General features: G+C 53.1%; 22 protein-coding genes. 16 read left to right on the forward strand and 6 right to left on the reverse strand.

Features of this window, described 5'->3' with window-relative positions; all coding sequences use genetic code 11:
• Positions 1 to 156 precede the first annotated feature (156 nt).
• On the forward strand, positions 157 to 321 hold the full coding sequence (locus tag ACRDCA_RS17250; protein WP_198530719.1) for a hypothetical protein: 165 nt from the start codon (positions 157 to 159) through the stop codon (positions 319 to 321).
• A gap of 736 nt (positions 322 to 1,057) precedes the next feature.
• On the opposite strand, the gene ACRDCA_RS17255 is transcribed toward ACRDCA_RS17250, so the two are convergent.
• Together ACRDCA_RS17255 and ACRDCA_RS17260 are read right to left on the reverse strand one after the other, a co-directional pair.
• Positions 1,058 to 1,444 carry a helix-turn-helix domain-containing protein gene (locus ACRDCA_RS17255; protein ID WP_438690639.1) on the reverse strand — a complete coding sequence of 129 codons (387 nt, stop codon included), beginning with the start codon at positions 1,442 to 1,444 and terminating at the stop codon, positions 1,058 to 1,060.
• 101 nt (positions 1,445 to 1,545) lie between these two features.
• Positions 1,546 to 2,238, reverse strand: coding sequence for an IclR family transcriptional regulator (locus ACRDCA_RS17260; protein ID WP_438690640.1), 693 nt, complete (start codon positions 2,236 to 2,238; stop codon positions 1,546 to 1,548).
• A 217-nt stretch (positions 2,239 to 2,455) separates the two neighbouring features.
• Here ACRDCA_RS17260 and ACRDCA_RS17265 point away from each other — a divergent pair, with 217 nt between their 5' ends.
• The 5 genes from ACRDCA_RS17265 to cbpM all read left to right on the forward strand — a co-directional run bounded on the left by ACRDCA_RS17265 (position 2,456) and on the right by cbpM (position 7,929).
• A complete protein-coding gene (locus ACRDCA_RS17265) occupies positions 2,456 to 4,789 on the forward strand; it encodes a molybdopterin-containing oxidoreductase family protein (protein WP_438690641.1) in 2,334 nt (777 codons plus the stop codon).
• Between the two features lie 3 nt (positions 4,790 to 4,792).
• Entirely contained in the window at positions 4,793 to 5,341 is a 549-nt protein-coding gene (locus tag ACRDCA_RS17270) for a 4Fe-4S dicluster domain-containing protein (RefSeq protein ID WP_025123628.1), read from the forward strand.
• 12 nt (positions 5,342 to 5,353) lie between these two features.
• Entirely contained in the window at positions 5,354 to 6,160 is an 807-nt protein-coding gene (locus ACRDCA_RS17275; RefSeq protein WP_438690642.1) for a dimethyl sulfoxide reductase anchor subunit family protein, read from the forward strand.
• A gap of 555 nt (positions 6,161 to 6,715) precedes the next feature.
• Positions 6,716 to 7,627, forward strand: coding sequence for a curved DNA-binding protein (cbpA, locus tag ACRDCA_RS17280; protein ID WP_438690643.1), 912 nt, complete (start codon positions 6,716 to 6,718; stop codon positions 7,625 to 7,627).
• Positions 7,627 to 7,929 (forward strand): chaperone modulator CbpM, encoded by a 303-nt coding sequence (gene cbpM / locus ACRDCA_RS17285; protein ID WP_438690644.1) that lies wholly within the window; start codon positions 7,627 to 7,629, stop codon positions 7,927 to 7,929. Before cbpA ends, cbpM begins: the two co-directional genes overlap by 1 nt.
• Positions 7,930 to 7,983: 54 nt before the next feature.
• On the opposite strand, the gene ACRDCA_RS17290 is transcribed toward cbpM, so the two are convergent.
• Entirely contained in the window at positions 7,984 to 8,196 is a 213-nt protein-coding gene (locus ACRDCA_RS17290; RefSeq protein ID WP_438690645.1) for a YccJ family protein, read from the reverse strand.
• A 169-nt stretch (positions 8,197 to 8,365) separates the two neighbouring features.
• Here ACRDCA_RS17290 and ACRDCA_RS17295 point away from each other — a divergent pair, with 169 nt between their 5' ends.
• The 3 genes from ACRDCA_RS17295 to ACRDCA_RS17305 all read left to right on the forward strand — a co-directional run bounded on the left by ACRDCA_RS17295 (position 8,366) and on the right by ACRDCA_RS17305 (position 9,251).
• A complete protein-coding gene (locus ACRDCA_RS17295) occupies positions 8,366 to 8,605 on the forward strand; it encodes a DUF2766 family protein (RefSeq protein WP_025121878.1) in 240 nt (79 codons plus the stop codon).
• Positions 8,606 to 8,775: 170 nt separating this feature from the next.
• The gene (locus tag ACRDCA_RS17300) at positions 8,776 to 8,871 is read left to right on the forward strand and encodes a PhoP/PhoQ regulator MgrB (protein WP_438690998.1); all 96 of its coding nucleotides are present in this window, start codon (positions 8,776 to 8,778) and stop codon (positions 8,869 to 8,871) included.
• 98 nt (positions 8,872 to 8,969) lie between these two features.
• Complete coding sequence (locus ACRDCA_RS17305) at positions 8,970 to 9,251, forward strand: YebO family protein (protein ID WP_438690646.1); 282 nt, start codon at positions 8,970 to 8,972, stop codon at positions 9,249 to 9,251.
• Between the two features lie 87 nt (positions 9,252 to 9,338).
• On the opposite strand, the gene fos is transcribed toward ACRDCA_RS17305, so the two are convergent.
• On the reverse strand, positions 9,339 to 9,746 hold the full coding sequence (gene fos, locus ACRDCA_RS17310; RefSeq protein ID WP_438690647.1) for a fosfomycin resistance glutathione transferase: 408 nt from the start codon (positions 9,744 to 9,746) through the stop codon (positions 9,339 to 9,341).
• Between the two features lie 110 nt (positions 9,747 to 9,856).
• Here fos and ACRDCA_RS17315 point away from each other — a divergent pair, with 110 nt between their 5' ends.
• The 3 genes from ACRDCA_RS17315 (at position 9,857) to ACRDCA_RS17325 (ending at position 12,019) form a co-directional block, all read left to right on the forward strand.
• The gene (locus tag ACRDCA_RS17315) at positions 9,857 to 10,159 is read left to right on the forward strand and encodes a phage protein NinX family protein (protein WP_438690648.1); all 303 of its coding nucleotides are present in this window, start codon (positions 9,857 to 9,859) and stop codon (positions 10,157 to 10,159) included.
• Positions 10,160 to 10,249: 90 nt separating this feature from the next.
• Positions 10,250 to 10,495, forward strand: coding sequence for a DUF4060 family protein (locus tag ACRDCA_RS17320; RefSeq protein ID WP_025121883.1), 246 nt, complete (start codon positions 10,250 to 10,252; stop codon positions 10,493 to 10,495).
• A gap of 153 nt (positions 10,496 to 10,648) precedes the next feature.
• Positions 10,649 to 12,019, forward strand: a complete 1,371-nt coding sequence (locus ACRDCA_RS17325) for an amino acid permease (protein WP_438690649.1) — start codon at positions 10,649 to 10,651, stop codon at positions 12,017 to 12,019.
• A 36-nt stretch (positions 12,020 to 12,055) separates the two neighbouring features.
• On the opposite strand, the gene ACRDCA_RS17330 is transcribed toward ACRDCA_RS17325, so the two are convergent.
• Positions 12,056 to 12,340 carry a hypothetical protein gene (locus tag ACRDCA_RS17330; protein ID WP_438690650.1) on the reverse strand — a complete coding sequence of 95 codons (285 nt, stop codon included), beginning with the start codon at positions 12,338 to 12,340 and terminating at the stop codon, positions 12,056 to 12,058.
• 210 nt (positions 12,341 to 12,550) lie between these two features.
• Here ACRDCA_RS17330 and ACRDCA_RS17335 point away from each other — a divergent pair, with 210 nt between their 5' ends.
• The 3 genes from ACRDCA_RS17335 (at position 12,551) to cspE (ending at position 14,655) form a co-directional block, all read left to right on the forward strand.
• Positions 12,551 to 13,549: an MBL fold metallo-hydrolase gene (locus tag ACRDCA_RS17335; RefSeq protein WP_438690651.1), complete on the forward strand. Its 999-nt coding sequence runs from the start codon at positions 12,551 to 12,553 to the stop codon at positions 13,547 to 13,549.
• A gap of 738 nt (positions 13,550 to 14,287) precedes the next feature.
• Positions 14,288 to 14,404 (forward strand): DUF2627 domain-containing protein, encoded by a 117-nt coding sequence (locus ACRDCA_RS17340; protein WP_002211058.1) that lies wholly within the window; start codon positions 14,288 to 14,290, stop codon positions 14,402 to 14,404.
• A gap of 41 nt (positions 14,405 to 14,445) precedes the next feature.
• Positions 14,446 to 14,655 carry a transcription antiterminator/RNA stability regulator CspE gene (cspE, locus tag ACRDCA_RS17345; protein WP_002221949.1) on the forward strand — a complete coding sequence of 70 codons (210 nt, stop codon included), beginning with the start codon at positions 14,446 to 14,448 and terminating at the stop codon, positions 14,653 to 14,655.
• A 65-nt stretch (positions 14,656 to 14,720) separates the two neighbouring features.
• Here cspE and pgeF read toward each other — a convergent pair whose 3' ends face one another.
• Complete coding sequence (gene pgeF / locus ACRDCA_RS17350; RefSeq protein ID WP_438690652.1) at positions 14,721 to 15,434, reverse strand: peptidoglycan editing factor PgeF; 714 nt, start codon at positions 15,432 to 15,434, stop codon at positions 14,721 to 14,723.
• A gap of 129 nt (positions 15,435 to 15,563) precedes the next feature.
• Between pgeF and rlmA the strand changes: the two genes are divergently transcribed.
• Positions 15,564 to 16,379, forward strand: coding sequence for a 23S rRNA (guanine(745)-N(1))-methyltransferase (gene rlmA / locus ACRDCA_RS17355; RefSeq protein ID WP_438690653.1), 816 nt, complete (start codon positions 15,564 to 15,566; stop codon positions 16,377 to 16,379).
• The last annotated feature ends 47 nt before the right edge of the window (positions 16,380 to 16,426 follow it).

Consider the following 16,426-nt stretch of genomic DNA (forward strand, 5'->3'; position numbering starts at 1 on the left):
GGGTGTGAACGCCCCGCTAGACGAGCAATACCAGGAAAACCATGGATGATGCGCAACTGCTCTTCACAACCTTGACGACGGTTGCTGCATATTGATCATTTTTACGTTGACGATCACACAGTGGGTGGGAGTAACTTACTGTTTTCAGGAGATAAAATGGAACACAATCCGCATGATGAAACCAAGCTTATCGCGGTCATTGCCTTATTGGTCTCGGTGTTACTGGTCGTGTCGATCTTGTTTGGTATCACGTATTTATCCGATCTGCGGCATACCAATCAAGAGATTGATACCAAAAGTTGTTATATCAAAGGTGGCTGAAGTTTGGCCTGCCCCTGTGTTGCGACGATGAAAAATTTTTACCGAATGCCTGACTTAACAGCGGTAGCCTCGATTTAATCATTCATAAAGGTGCTGGCTAATTAATAGCCGGCAGCGTGCTTTTAAATAGGATGACGAACGTTGATAGTGTTTTATCGGCCACGGTGACATCGCTACAAGCCAGGTGTAGCAAGGGGTGTGGCGTTTTTGTTCCGCTTTGCTCAGGATGATCGAGGAGGTCGAACCGTGCTTTTTGTTGGTAAGCAAAATTAAATAAATTCACTTTAATTATATTTAAGTCACCAGCAATGATTAACGTGAATGTATTTCATGAATGTATTTGTGATGTTAATCAAATATTGTTGTTTACCCCTTAAAGCGGGCTATCGTAAATAACCAAGCCCTGCTAAGCTGAGATTAATCTGTTAAGAGTTTTCTGTTAGTTATATTGTCGAAGTCAGTGAGGTGGTTATGAGTCAATTACTCTCCCATGCAAGATTATCCCATGTTGTGATCGCAACGGCGGTATTTTGGGTTTCCATTGCTGTACTCATAGTAGTCGCGCTCAAGTGACGCAGGATGACTAATCAACAGCTCTTATGCTGTAGCTAACATACACCGCCGACGGCTCCTCTCTGGGGCCGTTTTCTTTTTGGCCATCGGGCCAAACAAAGCCTGGTGATGAGGATTAATCGCTGACGGCTATCTTGACTTGATTGGACGGCCCGAGCCAGGCTCAGGCCATCTTCTGGTGAATAATATGCAGCGGAGGCTCGATATGCAGGTCGACACTCAGATCCTGGCGGAAGTCATAGGGCGTGATGTTGAAACGCTTTCTGAACATGTAGGTGAAGTGTGATTGGGAACCGAAACCAAAGTCCAGGGCAATATCGAAAATGGAAGCCTCGCTACTGCGTAGCTGATACACCGCTCCGGCAAGGCGGCGCTCGCGGATATACTTGCCCAGCGAGATCCCCGTCGCTTCTTTGAACAGCTTCTGCATATGCCACAGTGAATAGCCGGAATACTCGGCTAACTCTTCAAGGTGGATCACTCGTCCAAGGTGGGTTTCGACCCATTTACTGAGTGCGCAGACTAGTGAAAGGTGATGTTCTTGTATCAATAAATTTACCCAATAGATTTTGTCGTTTAACCGCAGCGCAGAGCTGACGGCAGGCCCACTTAGCGTACCTTACAGGCCCGGGGTTGTCACCTTCGTGCAGGTTAAAGCGGGATCGTTTTGACCTTCGCCAGCAGGCGGCCCGCAAGGCGGACTATTTCCGCCGCGTCGTCTGGAATAAACCCCATGGTGATTGCCATCCCCAACAGGACGTTATCCTGGCTGAAAATCGGGCAGGCAATCGCGCGCGCGCCGGGGATGCCTTCGGTAACATTGTAACGTACCGCATAGCCCTGTTGGCGGATCTTTTCGAGCTCTTTTGCCTCGAGCTGCGGCGTAATCGAGCTATCAAACGCCTGGTAGGCATAGCCCGCCGCACTGGCATTCATCGGGATGAGGGTGTTTTCGAGGTAATCGATATCGATATTTTTATGGCTGCGGTTGTAGCGCGTCAGCAGGATGTTACTCCCTTGGCGTATCGCCCAGCCAGTGGAGTAGTTAAGCTCATCGCGCAACTCGCACAGCGCATGATTGATAATCGTCGCCAACGTCTGCTGTTTACCCGCCGCTGCGGCTAGCGCCAACAGCTTGCTGCCTAGAGAGTAACGGCTGGTCTCCTGCTCCTGATACAACATCTGGCTACGGCACAGCGATACCAGATATTTATGCAACCGGCTTTTCGATAGCCCACTGTGTTTGGCGATCTCCGACGCGCGGGCATTTCCCCCCAGTGCAGTGACACTCTCTAATACCGACACCGCAATATCGACCGAATTTACGCCTTGAACTTCCGACATTCTGCTTACCTTGACTCGCAATGACTTCGATCCGATCACTTTACCAGTTTAAGACGGCTATTGCCCCGTTAACCAGGAGCAGACATCCGCCACAAGAAAGTTTTCAGCGCGCGGTGACTAACTATTTTGAGGTGGATTGATCTGCTTCAATATACTATGAGTTAACTAAGTTTATTTATAGTGAACACCAGGAAGTGATCTTACCGAGAAAAAAACTATGAATGAACTTTCTTCACTCCGACTTAAACGGCGTACGTTGCTGAAAGGGCTAGGCGTTATTGGTCTGGCTTCACTATCACCCTGCGCCTTTTCCTTAACATCCGATCAAAAAGAACCGTTACGGCGTATCCACCTTAAGCTGACGGACTATCAGACCTTCCGTTCAACCTGCGCGATGGAGTGCCTGCACTGCAACCTGACGGCTTACGTCTACCAGAAAAAGCTGATGAAAATTGAGGCGACCGAAGGCTTCAACGTGAAGTGCTGCCTGCGGGGGATCAGCCGAACCAAATGGGTTTATCACCAACAGCGGATCACTACGCCTTTGCTGCGGGTAGGCAAAAAAGGTGAGGGCAAATTCGAGCCTATCAGCTGGCAGCAGGCGCTGGATTTAATCGAGAAGAATATCCGCACCACTATCAAGGAACAGGGTAACGAAGGGCTGCTGCTCTCTACCCATGCTGGCAACATGGACTCGATAAAGAACGATATGGGCAAGGCGTTCTTCGACTATCTGGGCGGCTCGGTGAAACAGGCGGGATCGCTGTGTTGCTCTGCAGTCACCGCGGCGATGATGCCGATGGTGGGGTTACGCTATGCCGATACCCGTGACACCATTGCCGATAGCCGGTTGATTATCTGCTGGGGTAATAACCCGGCAGTGACCATGCAGGCGTATTTTAAAAACTACCTGCGTGCGCAAGAGCAGGGCGCTCGCATCGTTGTCATCGATCCCCGTTTTAATGAGACTGCCGCCAAAGCCGATGAATGGATCCCAATCGTTCCAGGCACGGACACGGCTTTAGCGCTCGGCATGATCAAGATCATCATCGAAGAACAGTATATTGATGCGGATTTCCTGCGCCAGCATACTGGCGCGGTATACCTGGTGGATGCCAAAGATCGGTTGTTGCGCGAAGACGCTACCGATACTGAAAGCTATCTGGTCTACGACTGCACCAGCCAGAGCCTGGTACGGCATGACAAGGCGGGGATCACCCCTGCGTTGTTCCAAAGCCAGTTGCCTGCCAACAGCGGCTATCGCACGGTTTTCGAAACCATCTACCAACAGGCCGCTCCCTGGACGCTTGACCGCGTTGCTGCCGAAACCGAAATTCCTGCCCACACGATATTACGTTTGGCCCGTGACTATGGCACGACCGCTCCGGCGATGATTGTGCAGAATATGTCGGGCGCCCAGCGTACCGAATTTGGCACCTACGTTGCGGCCAGTCAATTCTATCTGGCATTGCTGACCGGCAATATCGGCAAACGTGGTGCCGGGATCTGTGATGCAGGCGGTGCGCGTCAGATGGCGAAGTTCAGCCCGATCATTGCGCCACCGGCCACGGTGAAAAAAATCACCCCGATACCGGTAGCCAAAGTGGGGGAGTGGGTCGTCAACGATCGCCCTTATCCGATCAAGTTCTGGTGGATTATGACCATGGGCGTCATGACCCAGTTGCCCAATACCAACATGGTCAGAAAGGCCTTGGAAAAGGTTCCCTTTGTGGTAGTGGCCGATAACCTGATGAGCTCTACCGCGCTGTATGCCGATCTGGTGCTGCCGGTGACGACCATTTTTGAAGACGTCAGCCTGATGGCGGGCGTGCGCAGCCACTATGTGCAACTGATGGAGCAGGCGGTGGAACCGCCGGGTGAAGCCAAGCCGGATTATTGGATCTTTGCTCGTCTGGCGGAGCGCTTTGGCTTTGGCGAGGTGTTTAACCAGCCGATAGAGCATTACATCAACGCTTGCCTGCAAGGCTCAGGGATCACCTTGGAACAGCTTAAGAAAGGGCCGGTGCTGCCAGTCAGCGGTGATTGGATCCCGTTTGAAAACGGGGTATTCCGCACGCCTACCCGCAAAGCACATTTCTTTATTGAAGAGTGGCAAAAGAAAGAATTTTCACCGGTAGTGACTTATCTGCGGGTCAATGAATCCCCGAAAGGTTCACCGGAATTGGCGGCCAAATACCCGCTGATGGCGGTGCAGCGCAAGCTGGCCCGCAGTATCCACTCCAGCCACGGCATGAATGAGTGGATCCTTGAGGTACAGCGCAATAAGCCTAACGTGATGATCCATCCACAGGACGCGCAACAGCGCCAGATCAAACACGGCGATTGGGCTATCGTCTTTAACCAGCGAGGAGAACACCGGGCGATCGCCGTGGTGACTACGCATATCAAACGAGGCGTGGTTTCCCTGGATAACGGCTGGTGGGAACAGCAAGGAGGAAGCAGCAGCCACGTCACCAATGATGCCGTTGAGGCATTGGGTACCGGGCATTGCTGTAACAGCACGCTGGTTGATGTGCGGGCGGAGGGATAATCCATGACTAAACAATATGGCTTTCTGATAGATATTAAACGTTGTTACGGCTGTAAAACCTGCTCGATGGCCTGCAAGTCAGAGAATCAGACCCCTCCCGGCGTGCTTTGGCGGCGGGTGCGGGAGTATGAGACGGATGGCCCGAATTCGGAAGGGTTTATCTCAATGTCCTGCAACCATTGTGACGATCCGCAATGCATGAAGGTGTGCCCGGCAGATACCTATCACAAGCGCCCGGATGGGATTGTGGTGCAGGATCATGAAAAGTGCATCGGCTGCCGGATGTGCATCATGGCGTGTCCGTATAACGCTCCGGTCTTTGATCCTCAGGAAGGTAAAACCAGCAAGTGCAATATGTGTGCCGAGCGTCTGGATGAAGGGTTGCCGCCACGTTGCGTGGCGTCTTGCCCTGCGGGCGTCCTGAAGTTTGGTGAGATCGAGGAGTTAAGGAAGATCCACACGACGGATTGGGCAGTGGTGGAGGCGCGATATCACATGCCGGACCATCGCATCAGCGGGCCGAACGTGGTCATTATTCCAGCGGACAAATAAGAAGGTGTTGCCATGAACGAATATGAACTGCCGTTGGTGTTTTTTACCGTGCTGTGCCAATGGGGTATCGGTGGGATTATCGCCTTGACGCTCTATCAGCTGCGCCCAGCAGCCCAACTGTCCGTTGGGCAACTGAAATATCTGGTTCTGGGATTGTGGCTGGTGGAGGTGGTAGGCTCCAGTTTGTCACTGCTACACCTGGGGAGCCCGTTCGGCGCTTATCGTGCCGTGCTGGGCCTGCCGCACTCCTGGTTAAGCCGTGAGGTGATTGCCTTTATCCTGGTGAATATCAGCCTGTTCCTGCTGTTGGCAACGTGCTGGCTGCGCCCACAGAAGCGGGCCTGGGTGACCACATTGGGGATGGTGACTTCAGCGTTGGGGATTGCCGCTATTCTGGTTTCGGCTCAAATCTACTACCAAATGGCCAGTCATCCGCTGTGGCATACGCCACTGACCCAGTTGGCGTTTCTGAGCACCGCGTTGCTGCTGGGGTTCGCCACCTTGGGGATCTATCTGAGCTGCTGCGGCTTGTCTGTGCCGCGGACTGTTCGCTATGGTCTACTCGTGGGCTGCCTACTGCTACTGGCAACGCTGGTGGGGCGCTACCAGATTGCTGGAGCCAGCGCTCAGGGGATCATGCTTTGGTGGCAACTGGTTGGCAGCCTATTGGTGGGCGGTGTGTTGTTCTCGGCCCTTAGCCTGCGCACGCGTCTGGCCCCATCGGTGGCGGTGATCGCCGGGGTTGCATTGGTGTCGGGGGAAATTGTCGGGCGTATGCTGTTTTATCATAACGTCATGGGCCAATTCCCCTGGTTCTGATTAACTAAACGGAGGTCGGTCCAGCCGTGTAACCGCCAAACGGCGGGCCGCCTCAACCTCCGGCAGAAAAAAGCCTTAACGTGGGACTTGCCAGCATTCGGAAAAACCAGCTAATCTGAAATTGCCCGCTACCGTAGATGCAGGTAGCTCAGGCCAGCAATGTAATTAACCAAAAATAGAGAGTCAGCCGTAACAACGCCACGTTGATGGGGTGATCGCATGTTAATGACAGTGATTATTACTCTTTTTGTGATCGTGGGCGTCGCCGCTTTTCTGGCAATGCCAGTGATGATGGTCAATAACACGCAAGGCGTGGGAGGTGAAGAACCGTGAAACTGGCTAGCAACCGGAACCAGCAATGTTAACTCGCATTAGCACTTACCATTGATGACGGGCTCAGACATCGGGCACGTCATCATTACTTCCCCAGTACCGCATCTTCTGCCTTTCTCATCATAAACCAGACTTTACTCATCGAACGATAGGGCTACAATGAGCCTATCTGCTATACCTTCACACCTCATTTTCCGGCCACAGTAAAGAGACCATAGCATTATGGAAATCAAGGATTACTACGCCATTCTAGAGGTTAAACCCTCTGATGATATCAAAGCCATCAAAACTGCCTATCGCCGCCTGGCACGCAAATATCACCCCGATGTCAGCACCGAAGCCGATGCCGAAACGCGCTTTAAAGAAGTGGCAGAAGCCTATGAAGTGCTGAAAGACAGCGAGCGCCGGGCCGAATATGATGAGATGCGTCAGCATCGTAACGATCCCAATTTCGGGCGCCAGAGCAGGCGTGCCGAGTATGGCAATGCTGAAGATTTCTCCGACATCTTTTCCTCAATGTTTGGCCAGCGTGGCGGGGCTCGCCAACCTCGTGCCGCCCGTGGGCAGGACGTTGAGATCGGCGTGGCGCTGTTCCTGGAAGAAACCCTGGCTGAGCAGACCCGTACCCTGAGCTATAAGGTGCCGGTGTACAACGCTTTTGGTCAGACAGAGAAAGAGATCGGCAAAACGCTTAACGTGAAAATCCCTGCGGGCGTGGCGGATGGGGAACGGATCCGCGTTAAGGGCCAAGGGGTGCCAGGTAGGGCCGGTGGGGCTAATGGGGATCTGTACCTGATTATTCAGTTGGCACCGCACCCGTTGTTTGAGGTGATCGGGCACGATCTGGAGATCGTTCTGCCTTTGGCTCCCTGGGAGGCGGCATTGGGAACCAAGGTGTCGCTGCCCACACTGGCTGATAACATCCTGCTGACGATCCCCGCAGGGAGCCAGACCGGGCAGCGGTTACGCCTCAAAGGCAAAGGGCTGGTCAGCAAGAAAGAAACCGGCAATCTGTATGCGGTGATCAAGATCGTTATGCCGGCCAAACCCGATGAAGAAAGCGCCGCACTCTGGCAACGACTGGCCGAGGCTAATCAGGCCTTCGATCCTCGTACGCAATGGAGCAAAGCATAATGGCCAAACTACAGATAACCCTCACCATTACCGAGTTTTGCCTGCATACCGGCGTAACCGAAACCGAGTTGGTCGAAGTAGTGGGGTTGGGAGTGATCCAGCCCCGTGACCCGAGTGCGGAGAATTGGTTGTTTGATGATGGGGCGGTGGCGGCGTTTAATCGCGCCCAGCGTCTGCAACGTGAACTGGCGCTGGATTGGCCCGGGATTGCGGTGGCGTTGACGCTTCTCGATGAGATTGAACAGCTGCGCAGGGAAAATAGCCAGTTGCGCCATCGCCTTGAGCGCTTTATCGCCGAGTGATACCCCAAACCTCTCCCTGTGGGAGAGGTTTGGGGTGAGGGGAGATTACCAGCGTTAAACGTTCTTGCGCTCGATGGTTTCTTCGCCCCAGTACAGCTGATCCGCTGCGGTTTTACTGAACGCCAGCGGCAGCACTTCATCGCTGCCTTCTTCCCAGATTTTTTGCGCTAATGTCTCGTCGTTACCGGCCAGCTCAAAGATCGCTTCGGCAATTTCTACCGAGGTTTCACGCACTGTCGCCCAAGATTTCACATTATGATTCGCCATGACTGCTCTCCTGTTGAGTATGAGGCACTGCCTAGTATAGGCCACATTTCTGCCAGTGGTTTTTGCAAGGCATGCGTATTACTGCTGAAAATTCAGGGCGGAACGCCTGCGGTAAAATGCAAAACGGCGTGGTATTCTTTGCCGCGTTTAACTCAACAGGGGAAAAAGTATGTCTAACGCACTGAGCAACGATCAGGAACTGGTCTCCGATCTGGTTGCCTGCCAACTGGTTATCAAGCAGATCCTGGATGTCATCGACGTGATCGCCCCAACGGAAGTACGGGACAAGATGGCCAGCCAGCTCAAAAATATCGATTTTGCCAGCCACCCGGCCGGCGCCGATCCGATCACCAAGCGGGCGATTGAAAAAGCGATTGCGCTGATTGAGATGAAGTTTAACCGCGAGTAGCTGGGGCATATCTTCGTCAGGCTAAGGGGAGGGGAGATCTAAACGGCTGGTTAAACTTCGTTTAAGTTAGCTATGTTAGCATGGTGATTAGGTTAACTAGATAATCATGAGGCTGCTAAGCTTTGGGGCGTAAAAAATTGCTGGTGATAGCGGTGACGCTGGTTGCCTGTGTGCTGTTCTATCTGCTTGCCCTGGACAGCTATTGCGATCAAGGTGGGCAATTTACACTGGGCCTTTGCTCTATCACACGTTATGTTCCCTGGTAACATGGCGAAATAACAATTTTTCGCAAACTTGCCCCTGTCCCTGGCGAGAATGTTAGTATATCGGCCTGGTTGAGGCAGTTGAGTAGATAGGGTTGTTCATGTTTGATTTCGCTTATGGCCCGTCTGGCCTGATTTCCATCGCCGCCGTGGCGCTGGCCGTATTGCTTGGCCTGTGGGTCTGGTTCCTGGTTAATCGCGCCAGCGTGCGTGCCAACGAACAAATCCAGCTGTTGCAAGACATCGCCGAGCAACAACGCCAGCAAACGGCACTGCTAAAAACGCTGGTGCAAGCCGCTAAAGGGGACAAGGCATCGGTTGACGACTATGATGATGACCTTAGCCCGGCGTTGAGTTATAAAGGGTTTATCCCAGAGCGTTAATCACGCATCTCATTTGGTGAGAAGGTAAAGGACACGTCGGTTATCTCAGTTTCAGTTTTAACCGGATCACCTTCTCACCATTCCGCATCAGTAAAACACCATGCCCTGATAGGGCTTCTCTCGGCAGGCTGCCAACCGGCTCGCCAGATCGCCACAGTGAATTTCCAGTGCGTGCCGATCGGGATCGAGAAAGTAGAATGATTCCCCTTCACTGCTATTGCTCTTCCATTCCAGCACGCCTTGATTACGTAAACGTGCCACCACGTGAGCAAAATTTTCGCCAGTCACGCTAAAAGCGTAATGCGTGTAGTCGCACAACGTCTGCTTTTGTCGGGCTTCATCCAGCGACAGACAGAGCCACAGTTCGCCTAGTGTCAGATAGGCACCTTGTTGCCAGCGCGCCTGGGGAATAAATCCCAGCGTATCCACGTAAAAGCGAAAACTGCGATCTACGTCGCTTACCGCGAGCGTGAGGTGGTTGAGGCTGAGTAACATCGTCCGTTATTCCGTAAGTAAAAATAATATTTTAGGTGCGCAGGCTGTCATAAATCTGTCGTATTGGCGTCGTAATGTAGCGCCAACTCTACGAAAGATGGAAATCAGCAATGATTAGATGGTACGAAGAAAGCGACGCCGAAGTAAACCGCAGCATTGCGTTAATCACCGGGGAAAATCCGGACAAATGGTACCCTTACGGCGGCGTGAAAGGGAAAGATTACTGTAAGAACCCTTCCGATGCCTGGCCAATTATCTGCGCCAATAAAATCAGCCTTAATGCCCCCGAAACCGGTAATCAGCCACAGTGGCAAGCCAGCATGATCACCCAGCAAGGGGAGTGGCAAGCCGACAGTCACAGCCCGCTGCGTGCCGCAATGATCTGTTTTTTGTTAAGTCAGCAAGCGCAATAATGTGAAAGTTAGTCGATAATGTAGTTGCCCTGTAATGATGAGACACCGCCTTATTCTGACAATGGACCTGTCGCTGACGGAGACTGTTTTATGAAGCGCATTATCAAAGGTGATACCAATCTCTCTCATTTAGTGATCGCGCATGCGGCGATCGACTGTCATGCCAAAAGCTACGGGCTGCACCGCCAAGGTTGGCCCTCAACCTACCTGATAAAATATCAAAACGATCGCGTGGCGGTGGAGGTCATCACCCGCCGTCAATCCTATGTGGCAACGCTGATGATCGGCGCCCGCAACCTCAGCAAACTGTGCGGTATGCCTAACTCACAGGCGTAGCAAATGTCCTGCAACCCTCTGGCCCGGTTGATCATTGCCGGGTTCTAATCCTTGATGCCTGAAAGGTTAAGTGTTAAAACGCCCGCAGGTTTATTTATTGGTTGGCGATATCTTGCGCAATGCTGCCTGGATACTCAGCCGGACGAGGATAAGATGGGCGGTCAGCTTCAGGATACCCCGCTAAAACGCGGTTTAAAAAATAGACATATACAACTTATTGCCCTGGGGGGTGCCATTGGTACCGGCCTGTTCCTGGGGATTGCGCAAACCATTCAGATGGCCGGACCTTCGGTGCTGCTGGGCTATGCCATTGGCGGTTTTATTGCCTTTTTGATCATGCGCCAGCTGGGAGAGATGGTGGTGGAAGAGCCGGTGGCCGGCTCCTTTAGCCATTTTGCCTATAAGTATTGGGGAGATTTTGCCGGTTTTCTGTCCGGTTGGAACTACTGGGCCATGTTTATTCTGGTCGGCATGGCGGAACTGACCGCCGTAGGGATTTATATTCATTACTGGTGGCCGGAAATCCCAACCTGGGTATCGGCGGCGGTGTTCTTCGTTCTGATTAACCTGATCAATCTGGTGAACGTGCGCCTGTATGGGGAAACCGAGTTCTGGTTTGCCATCATCAAGGTGGCGGCGATCCTGGGGATGATTGTCTTTGGTGCCTACCTGTTGGCCAGCGGCAACGGTGGCCCGGAAGCCAGCATTCGTAATCTGTGGGAGCAGGGCGGTTTTATGCCGCACGGTATCAGCGGCCTGGTGATGGCGATGGCGGTGATCATGTTCTCATTTGGCGGTTTGGAAATGGTGGGCATCACCGCAGCAGAAGCTGCCGATCCGCGTACCAGCATTCCTAAAGCCACCAATCAGGTGGTCTACCGGATCCTGATTTTCTATATCGGCTCGCTGACGGTGCTGCTGTCGCTCTATCCGTGGGGCAAGGTGGTGGAAGGGGGCAGTCCATTTGTGATGATTTTCCATGCGCTCGACAGCAACCTGGTGGCGACCTTGCTCAACGTGGTGGTACTGACGGCAGCGCTGTCGGTCTACAACAGCGGTGTGTATTGCAACAGCCGCATGCTGTTTGGCCTGGCGACGCAAGGTAATGCGCCGAAGGTGCTGACCAAGGTCAACAAGCGTGGTGTTCCGGTGCTGTCTATCGCGCTATCGGCGTTAGCCACCTCGGTAGGCGTGTTGATTAACTACGTTATGCCCGGCAAGGCATTTGGCCTGCTGATGGCGCTGGTGGTCTCTACGCTGGTGATTAACTGGGTGATGATCTGTCTGGCACACCTGAAGTTCCGTGCGGCCAAGGATCGCCAAGGGGTGATCACCAGCTTCAGAGCGCTATGGTACCCGTTTGGCAACTATTTGTGCCTGGTATTCCTCTCATTGATCCTGGTGATCATGTACTTCAGCCCAGGGATCCGCATCTCGGTGCTGCTGATGCCGGTATGGGTACTGCTGCTGTGGGTTGGGTTTATGCTGACCCGGCGCAAAAAGGTGGGGGGGAAGAAGGCTTAACGTTTACGTTGGAGGCGCCGCGGCGCCTCCAGACGGTTATCGGGCGACGGCGTTGCCCTGATGATGGCGCCCCAGCCGCAGCAGCTTTCTGCACAGCAGGAACAGGGTGCTGATAACATCAATCACCACGACGCTAAGCATCAGCAGCCCCAGCATAAAGAAACCTGCCAGCGTGCTTGCCAATAACAATAGCGGTGCCGGTACGCGTAGCCGGCGCACCTTCATGGCCAGATACATTTTCCAGTATTGCCCCTGCGCGGATAACGCTCGGCGATAGCGGCCCATACGAACGCGTGACTTGCCTGATGCAGTACGGCTCATAACTCCTCCATTTCAGAATGTCCTAGTAAGTAAATCACAAGGTTCTTAAGAAAGGCTTAACAGGTTCTTGGCGACCTTGGCCTTCTTACTCTGGCTATGACAACAACATCAACAAAAAGGTCAGTTGTTTACCTATGCGATACTATAAGCTATTGAGTAGGTAATCTATAACCGTTGCGGCGCTGTTTGGGTACTAAAGGGAGACACGGGTTGAAAATAACCAATAAATATTACGATGCCAGCAAAGCGCACCATACGCCGCAGGGATTCTGCAACCCGGAGCCGACGCTACACCAGGCCGGGGATCTGAAACGCTGGCAAGATGAACGCAAGCAGCTTGGGCTGCCCAAACCGCCACAGGCAGGCTATGAGCATTTCATCGCCAACTGGTGGCAGGCCGCCGATCTGAGCGGCGATCAGGACCGCGTTTGGTGGCTGGGGCACGCTTCGTTGCTGCTGCGCCTTGGGGGCCGCCATGTGCTGATCGACCCGGTGCTATCGCCAAGAGCGTCGCCAGTGAGTTTCTACGGCCCGCAGCGCAAGACGCCGCCGCCACTGACGGTAAAACAGTTACCGGCGGTGGACGTGGTGCTGATATCGCACAATCACTATGACCATCTGGATCGTCAAACCATCAGGGAACTGACCAAACGCTTTCGCAATGCCACTTTTATCGTACCGCTTGGCCTCAAACGCTGGTTCAGCCATTACCCGGCCAAACGGGTGGTTGAACTGGATTGGTGGGAGAGCCTGACGCTGGACGAGATGACGTTTCACGCCACGCCAGCACGGCACTGGAGCATGCGTACCCCGTGGGATCGCAATCGTTCCCTGTGGTGTGGCTGGGTGATCCATCATCCTGCGCTCCGTTTTTATTTCTCTGGCGACAGCGGCTACAGCGAGCGATTGGTTGATATCGGTACCCGTCTGGGGCCGTTCGACATTGCGGCGCTGCCCATTGGTGCCTATGCTCCAAGATGGTTCATGCAAGAGCAGCATATGGATCCACAGCAGTCGGTAAGGCTGTATCAGCAGTTAAATGAACCCCGAGTGATCCCTATCCACTGGGGCGTATTTGAATTAGCCGATGAGTCGTTGGATGAACCGCCTGCGCAACTTGGCCAGGCACTCCACGATGCCGGGGTTGAGCAACATCGTTTTTCTCCGTTGAAGATTGGCGGGCATCTGGACGTCATCCCTAACTCCTAGTGAGTATAGGAGGATTCGGCGTAGCCCGCGCCGGGTGGGGCTTGGCGTGGTGTGGCTTGGGGTCGTTAATGGATAAAACCGTCACGCCAAGAGTAACGAAAAAAATGCATTGGTGGTTCCGTTAAGCTACGCCGGAAATAGCCACGGGCTTATCAGGTGATATTTTCGTTATTTGTTTTTATCCTTATTAACTTAGCTACGGATATAAGCGGGCATGGCCAGAGCAGCTATTTCGTCTGGTTGCACATTGTTGGTGCACAATTTGGCTCGTTGCATGGTTATGCACTGCTGAGCTCATAGGGAATGGTTGGAGTAGATGGCCTTGCCGCCGTAGCCAAAAGTAGAACTCTCCTGCTATGACAGGCTTCGTTGCGGAAAGGTCGGATCAGTTGGCGCTTTGGTCTCCGGTCATCGATATTCAATAGTTGCATATAAAATTCCATAAAGATTCAAAATTTTTTACGCTTTTCGCCCTGGTCAGGGTTTATATGTTGTCAAAATTGCTCGCTGCTGACTTGAAGGAATTGTTAAAACTGAGGCGCCACGCGGAGTACAGCGTCGCGTCTTTACAAGGCAGAAAATAGCCAAGGCTTCAACCCCTTTGGCCCTATTTAAGCTATTCTTGCTGTTGACCGTTTCAAATATGTGCGACACGTCCATGAGTGATTAAAAATGGCTTGCCATCGATTCCAGAGTATGTGATAACGCACTTGGGTAAAACGAGGTACAGTTCTGTATATGTGTGGCATTTTCAGTAAAGAAGTTCTGAGTAAAGACGTTAGCGTTGAATACCGCTTCTCTGCCGATCCTTATCTTAGTGCCTCAAGCAGTAACGACTCTAGTTTGTCTATGTAACGCCTACGGGCGGTTTAAACAATCCAAAGGAAATACTCAAGATGGCAAAGATCAAAGGTCAAGTTAAGTGGTTCAACGAGTCTAAAGGTTTCGGTTTCATCACCCCGGCTGACGGCAGCAAAGACGTGTTCGTACACTTCTCTGCAATCCAGGGTAACGGCTTCAAAACCCTGGCTGAAGGCCAGAACGTTGAGTTCGAAATCCAAGATGGCCAGAAAGGTCCATCTGCAGTAAACGTTACTGCAATCTAATCAGCGTCAGCTGAACAAAAAACCCGCCTTAGTGCGGGTTTTTTCGTCTCTGGCACTGGCGAATATCAACCGGTGATGATGATGCCGGAATATTGATTGCGGCCTTTAATCCCCGGATGGCTGGGATCTTGTTCACGACGATGGCTGTTGCGGCGATAGCTGGTGTATTTAAAGCGCTGGGGCTGTCGTGGGTCGCTGTTAAGCGTGCAGATGGTACAAGAGCCTGCGTGATCGATCGCGGCGAATCCCAGGGCGTGGAGCTTGTTTACGGCGATGGCGGCCAGATCCAGATGGCGGTGACTCGGGCTGATCAGATCTGCTGGCATGGGCAGCCTCTGTTGAAACTGCTCGACCAGCTCCTGGTTAACCTGATAGCAGCAAGGGCCCGCTGCGGGGCCGATAGAGGCCACCCAGTTGGCGGTATCGTCATCAAGACCAATACGTTGGGCCATCTGCTCCAGAATGCCATCCAACAGGCCACGCCAGCCTGCATGTACCGCAGCAATGGCGCTACCGTCTTTACGGCTGAAAATCACCGGCAGGCAGTCTGCGGTTAATACCGTGATCGGGATCCCCGGCTCGCGGGTGAAAAAGCCGTCGGCTTCGCCACACTGTTGGCCCGGCTGATGGATATCGACGATGCGCGTGCCGTGAACCTGTTTTTTCTCGGGCAGCATGCTGCGGTAAGGCGCTAACGGGGTTGGTAGCAGAGCACCTTTATTGCCAAAGCCATGAGCGATGCCAGGAACGCCACTGAGGAGCGGGGAGTAGTCGGTCATAACACATTTTTACCTGTGGCTGAGAGTGGTAATCAGTGTAACCAGCTTTTTAATCGGATGGCTACTGCCTTGCATCAACGATAAGCCTTCTTTAGACTAGCCGCGCCATGTCTCTCTGGGATCCAATCCATGCCTTATCAGTGCCCCCTGTGTTTCCAACCGCTTGAGTTCGCCAACCAGCAATGGCGCTGCGAAAATAACCATCAATTCGACCGCGCCAAAGAAGGCTATGTCAATTTAATGCCGGTGCAGCACAAACGCTCGAAACAGCCTGGTGACAGTGCCGAGATGATGCAGGCCCGCCGCGCGTTTCTTGATGGTGGCTATTATCAGCCGTTGCAACAGCGGGTGGCCGAGCTGCTAGCGGGCGCCTTGTCTGATGAGGCACGGGCGCTGCTGGATATCGGCTGTGGCGAAGGCTATTACACGGCTGCCGTGGCGGAACGGTTATCTCAGGAGCGGGCTGTGGCGGTGTATGGCCTGGATGTTGCCAAGGTGGCCATCCGTTCGGCGGCCAAACGCTACCCGGCAGTCTCTTTCTGCGTGGCTTCCAGCCATCGCTTGCCGTTTGCCGAGGCGTCGCTCGATGCTGTGTTACGCATCTATGCACCTTGTAAAGCGGAAGAATTAGCGCGGGTAGTGAAGCCGGGTGGGGTGGTTGTGACAGTGTCACCGGGGCCGCGTCATCTTTATCAGCTCAAACAGCAGGTGTATCAGGAAGTACAGCTGCATGCGGAGCATGATGAGCAACTTGCGGGCTTTAGTTGTGAATTGGCCGAGCAATTGGCTTATCCGATGTCACTGCCGGGGGAGCAGGCCGCCAACCTATTGCAGATGACGCCATTTGCCTGGCGAGCTTCGCCAGAGGTGCAGCAAGGTTTGCTCGACATGGCCACGTTTGCCTGCGAGACGGATTTCGCTATCCGCTTATACCGCCGAGGCTAAAGGCCGGAAATGGTTAACCTGCTTCCCCTCACCCCAACCCTCTCCCA

It is taken from the genome of Serratia sp. (in: enterobacteria), assembly GCF_051654945.1.
Classification (GTDB): Bacteria; Pseudomonadota; Gammaproteobacteria; order Enterobacterales; family Enterobacteriaceae; genus Chania.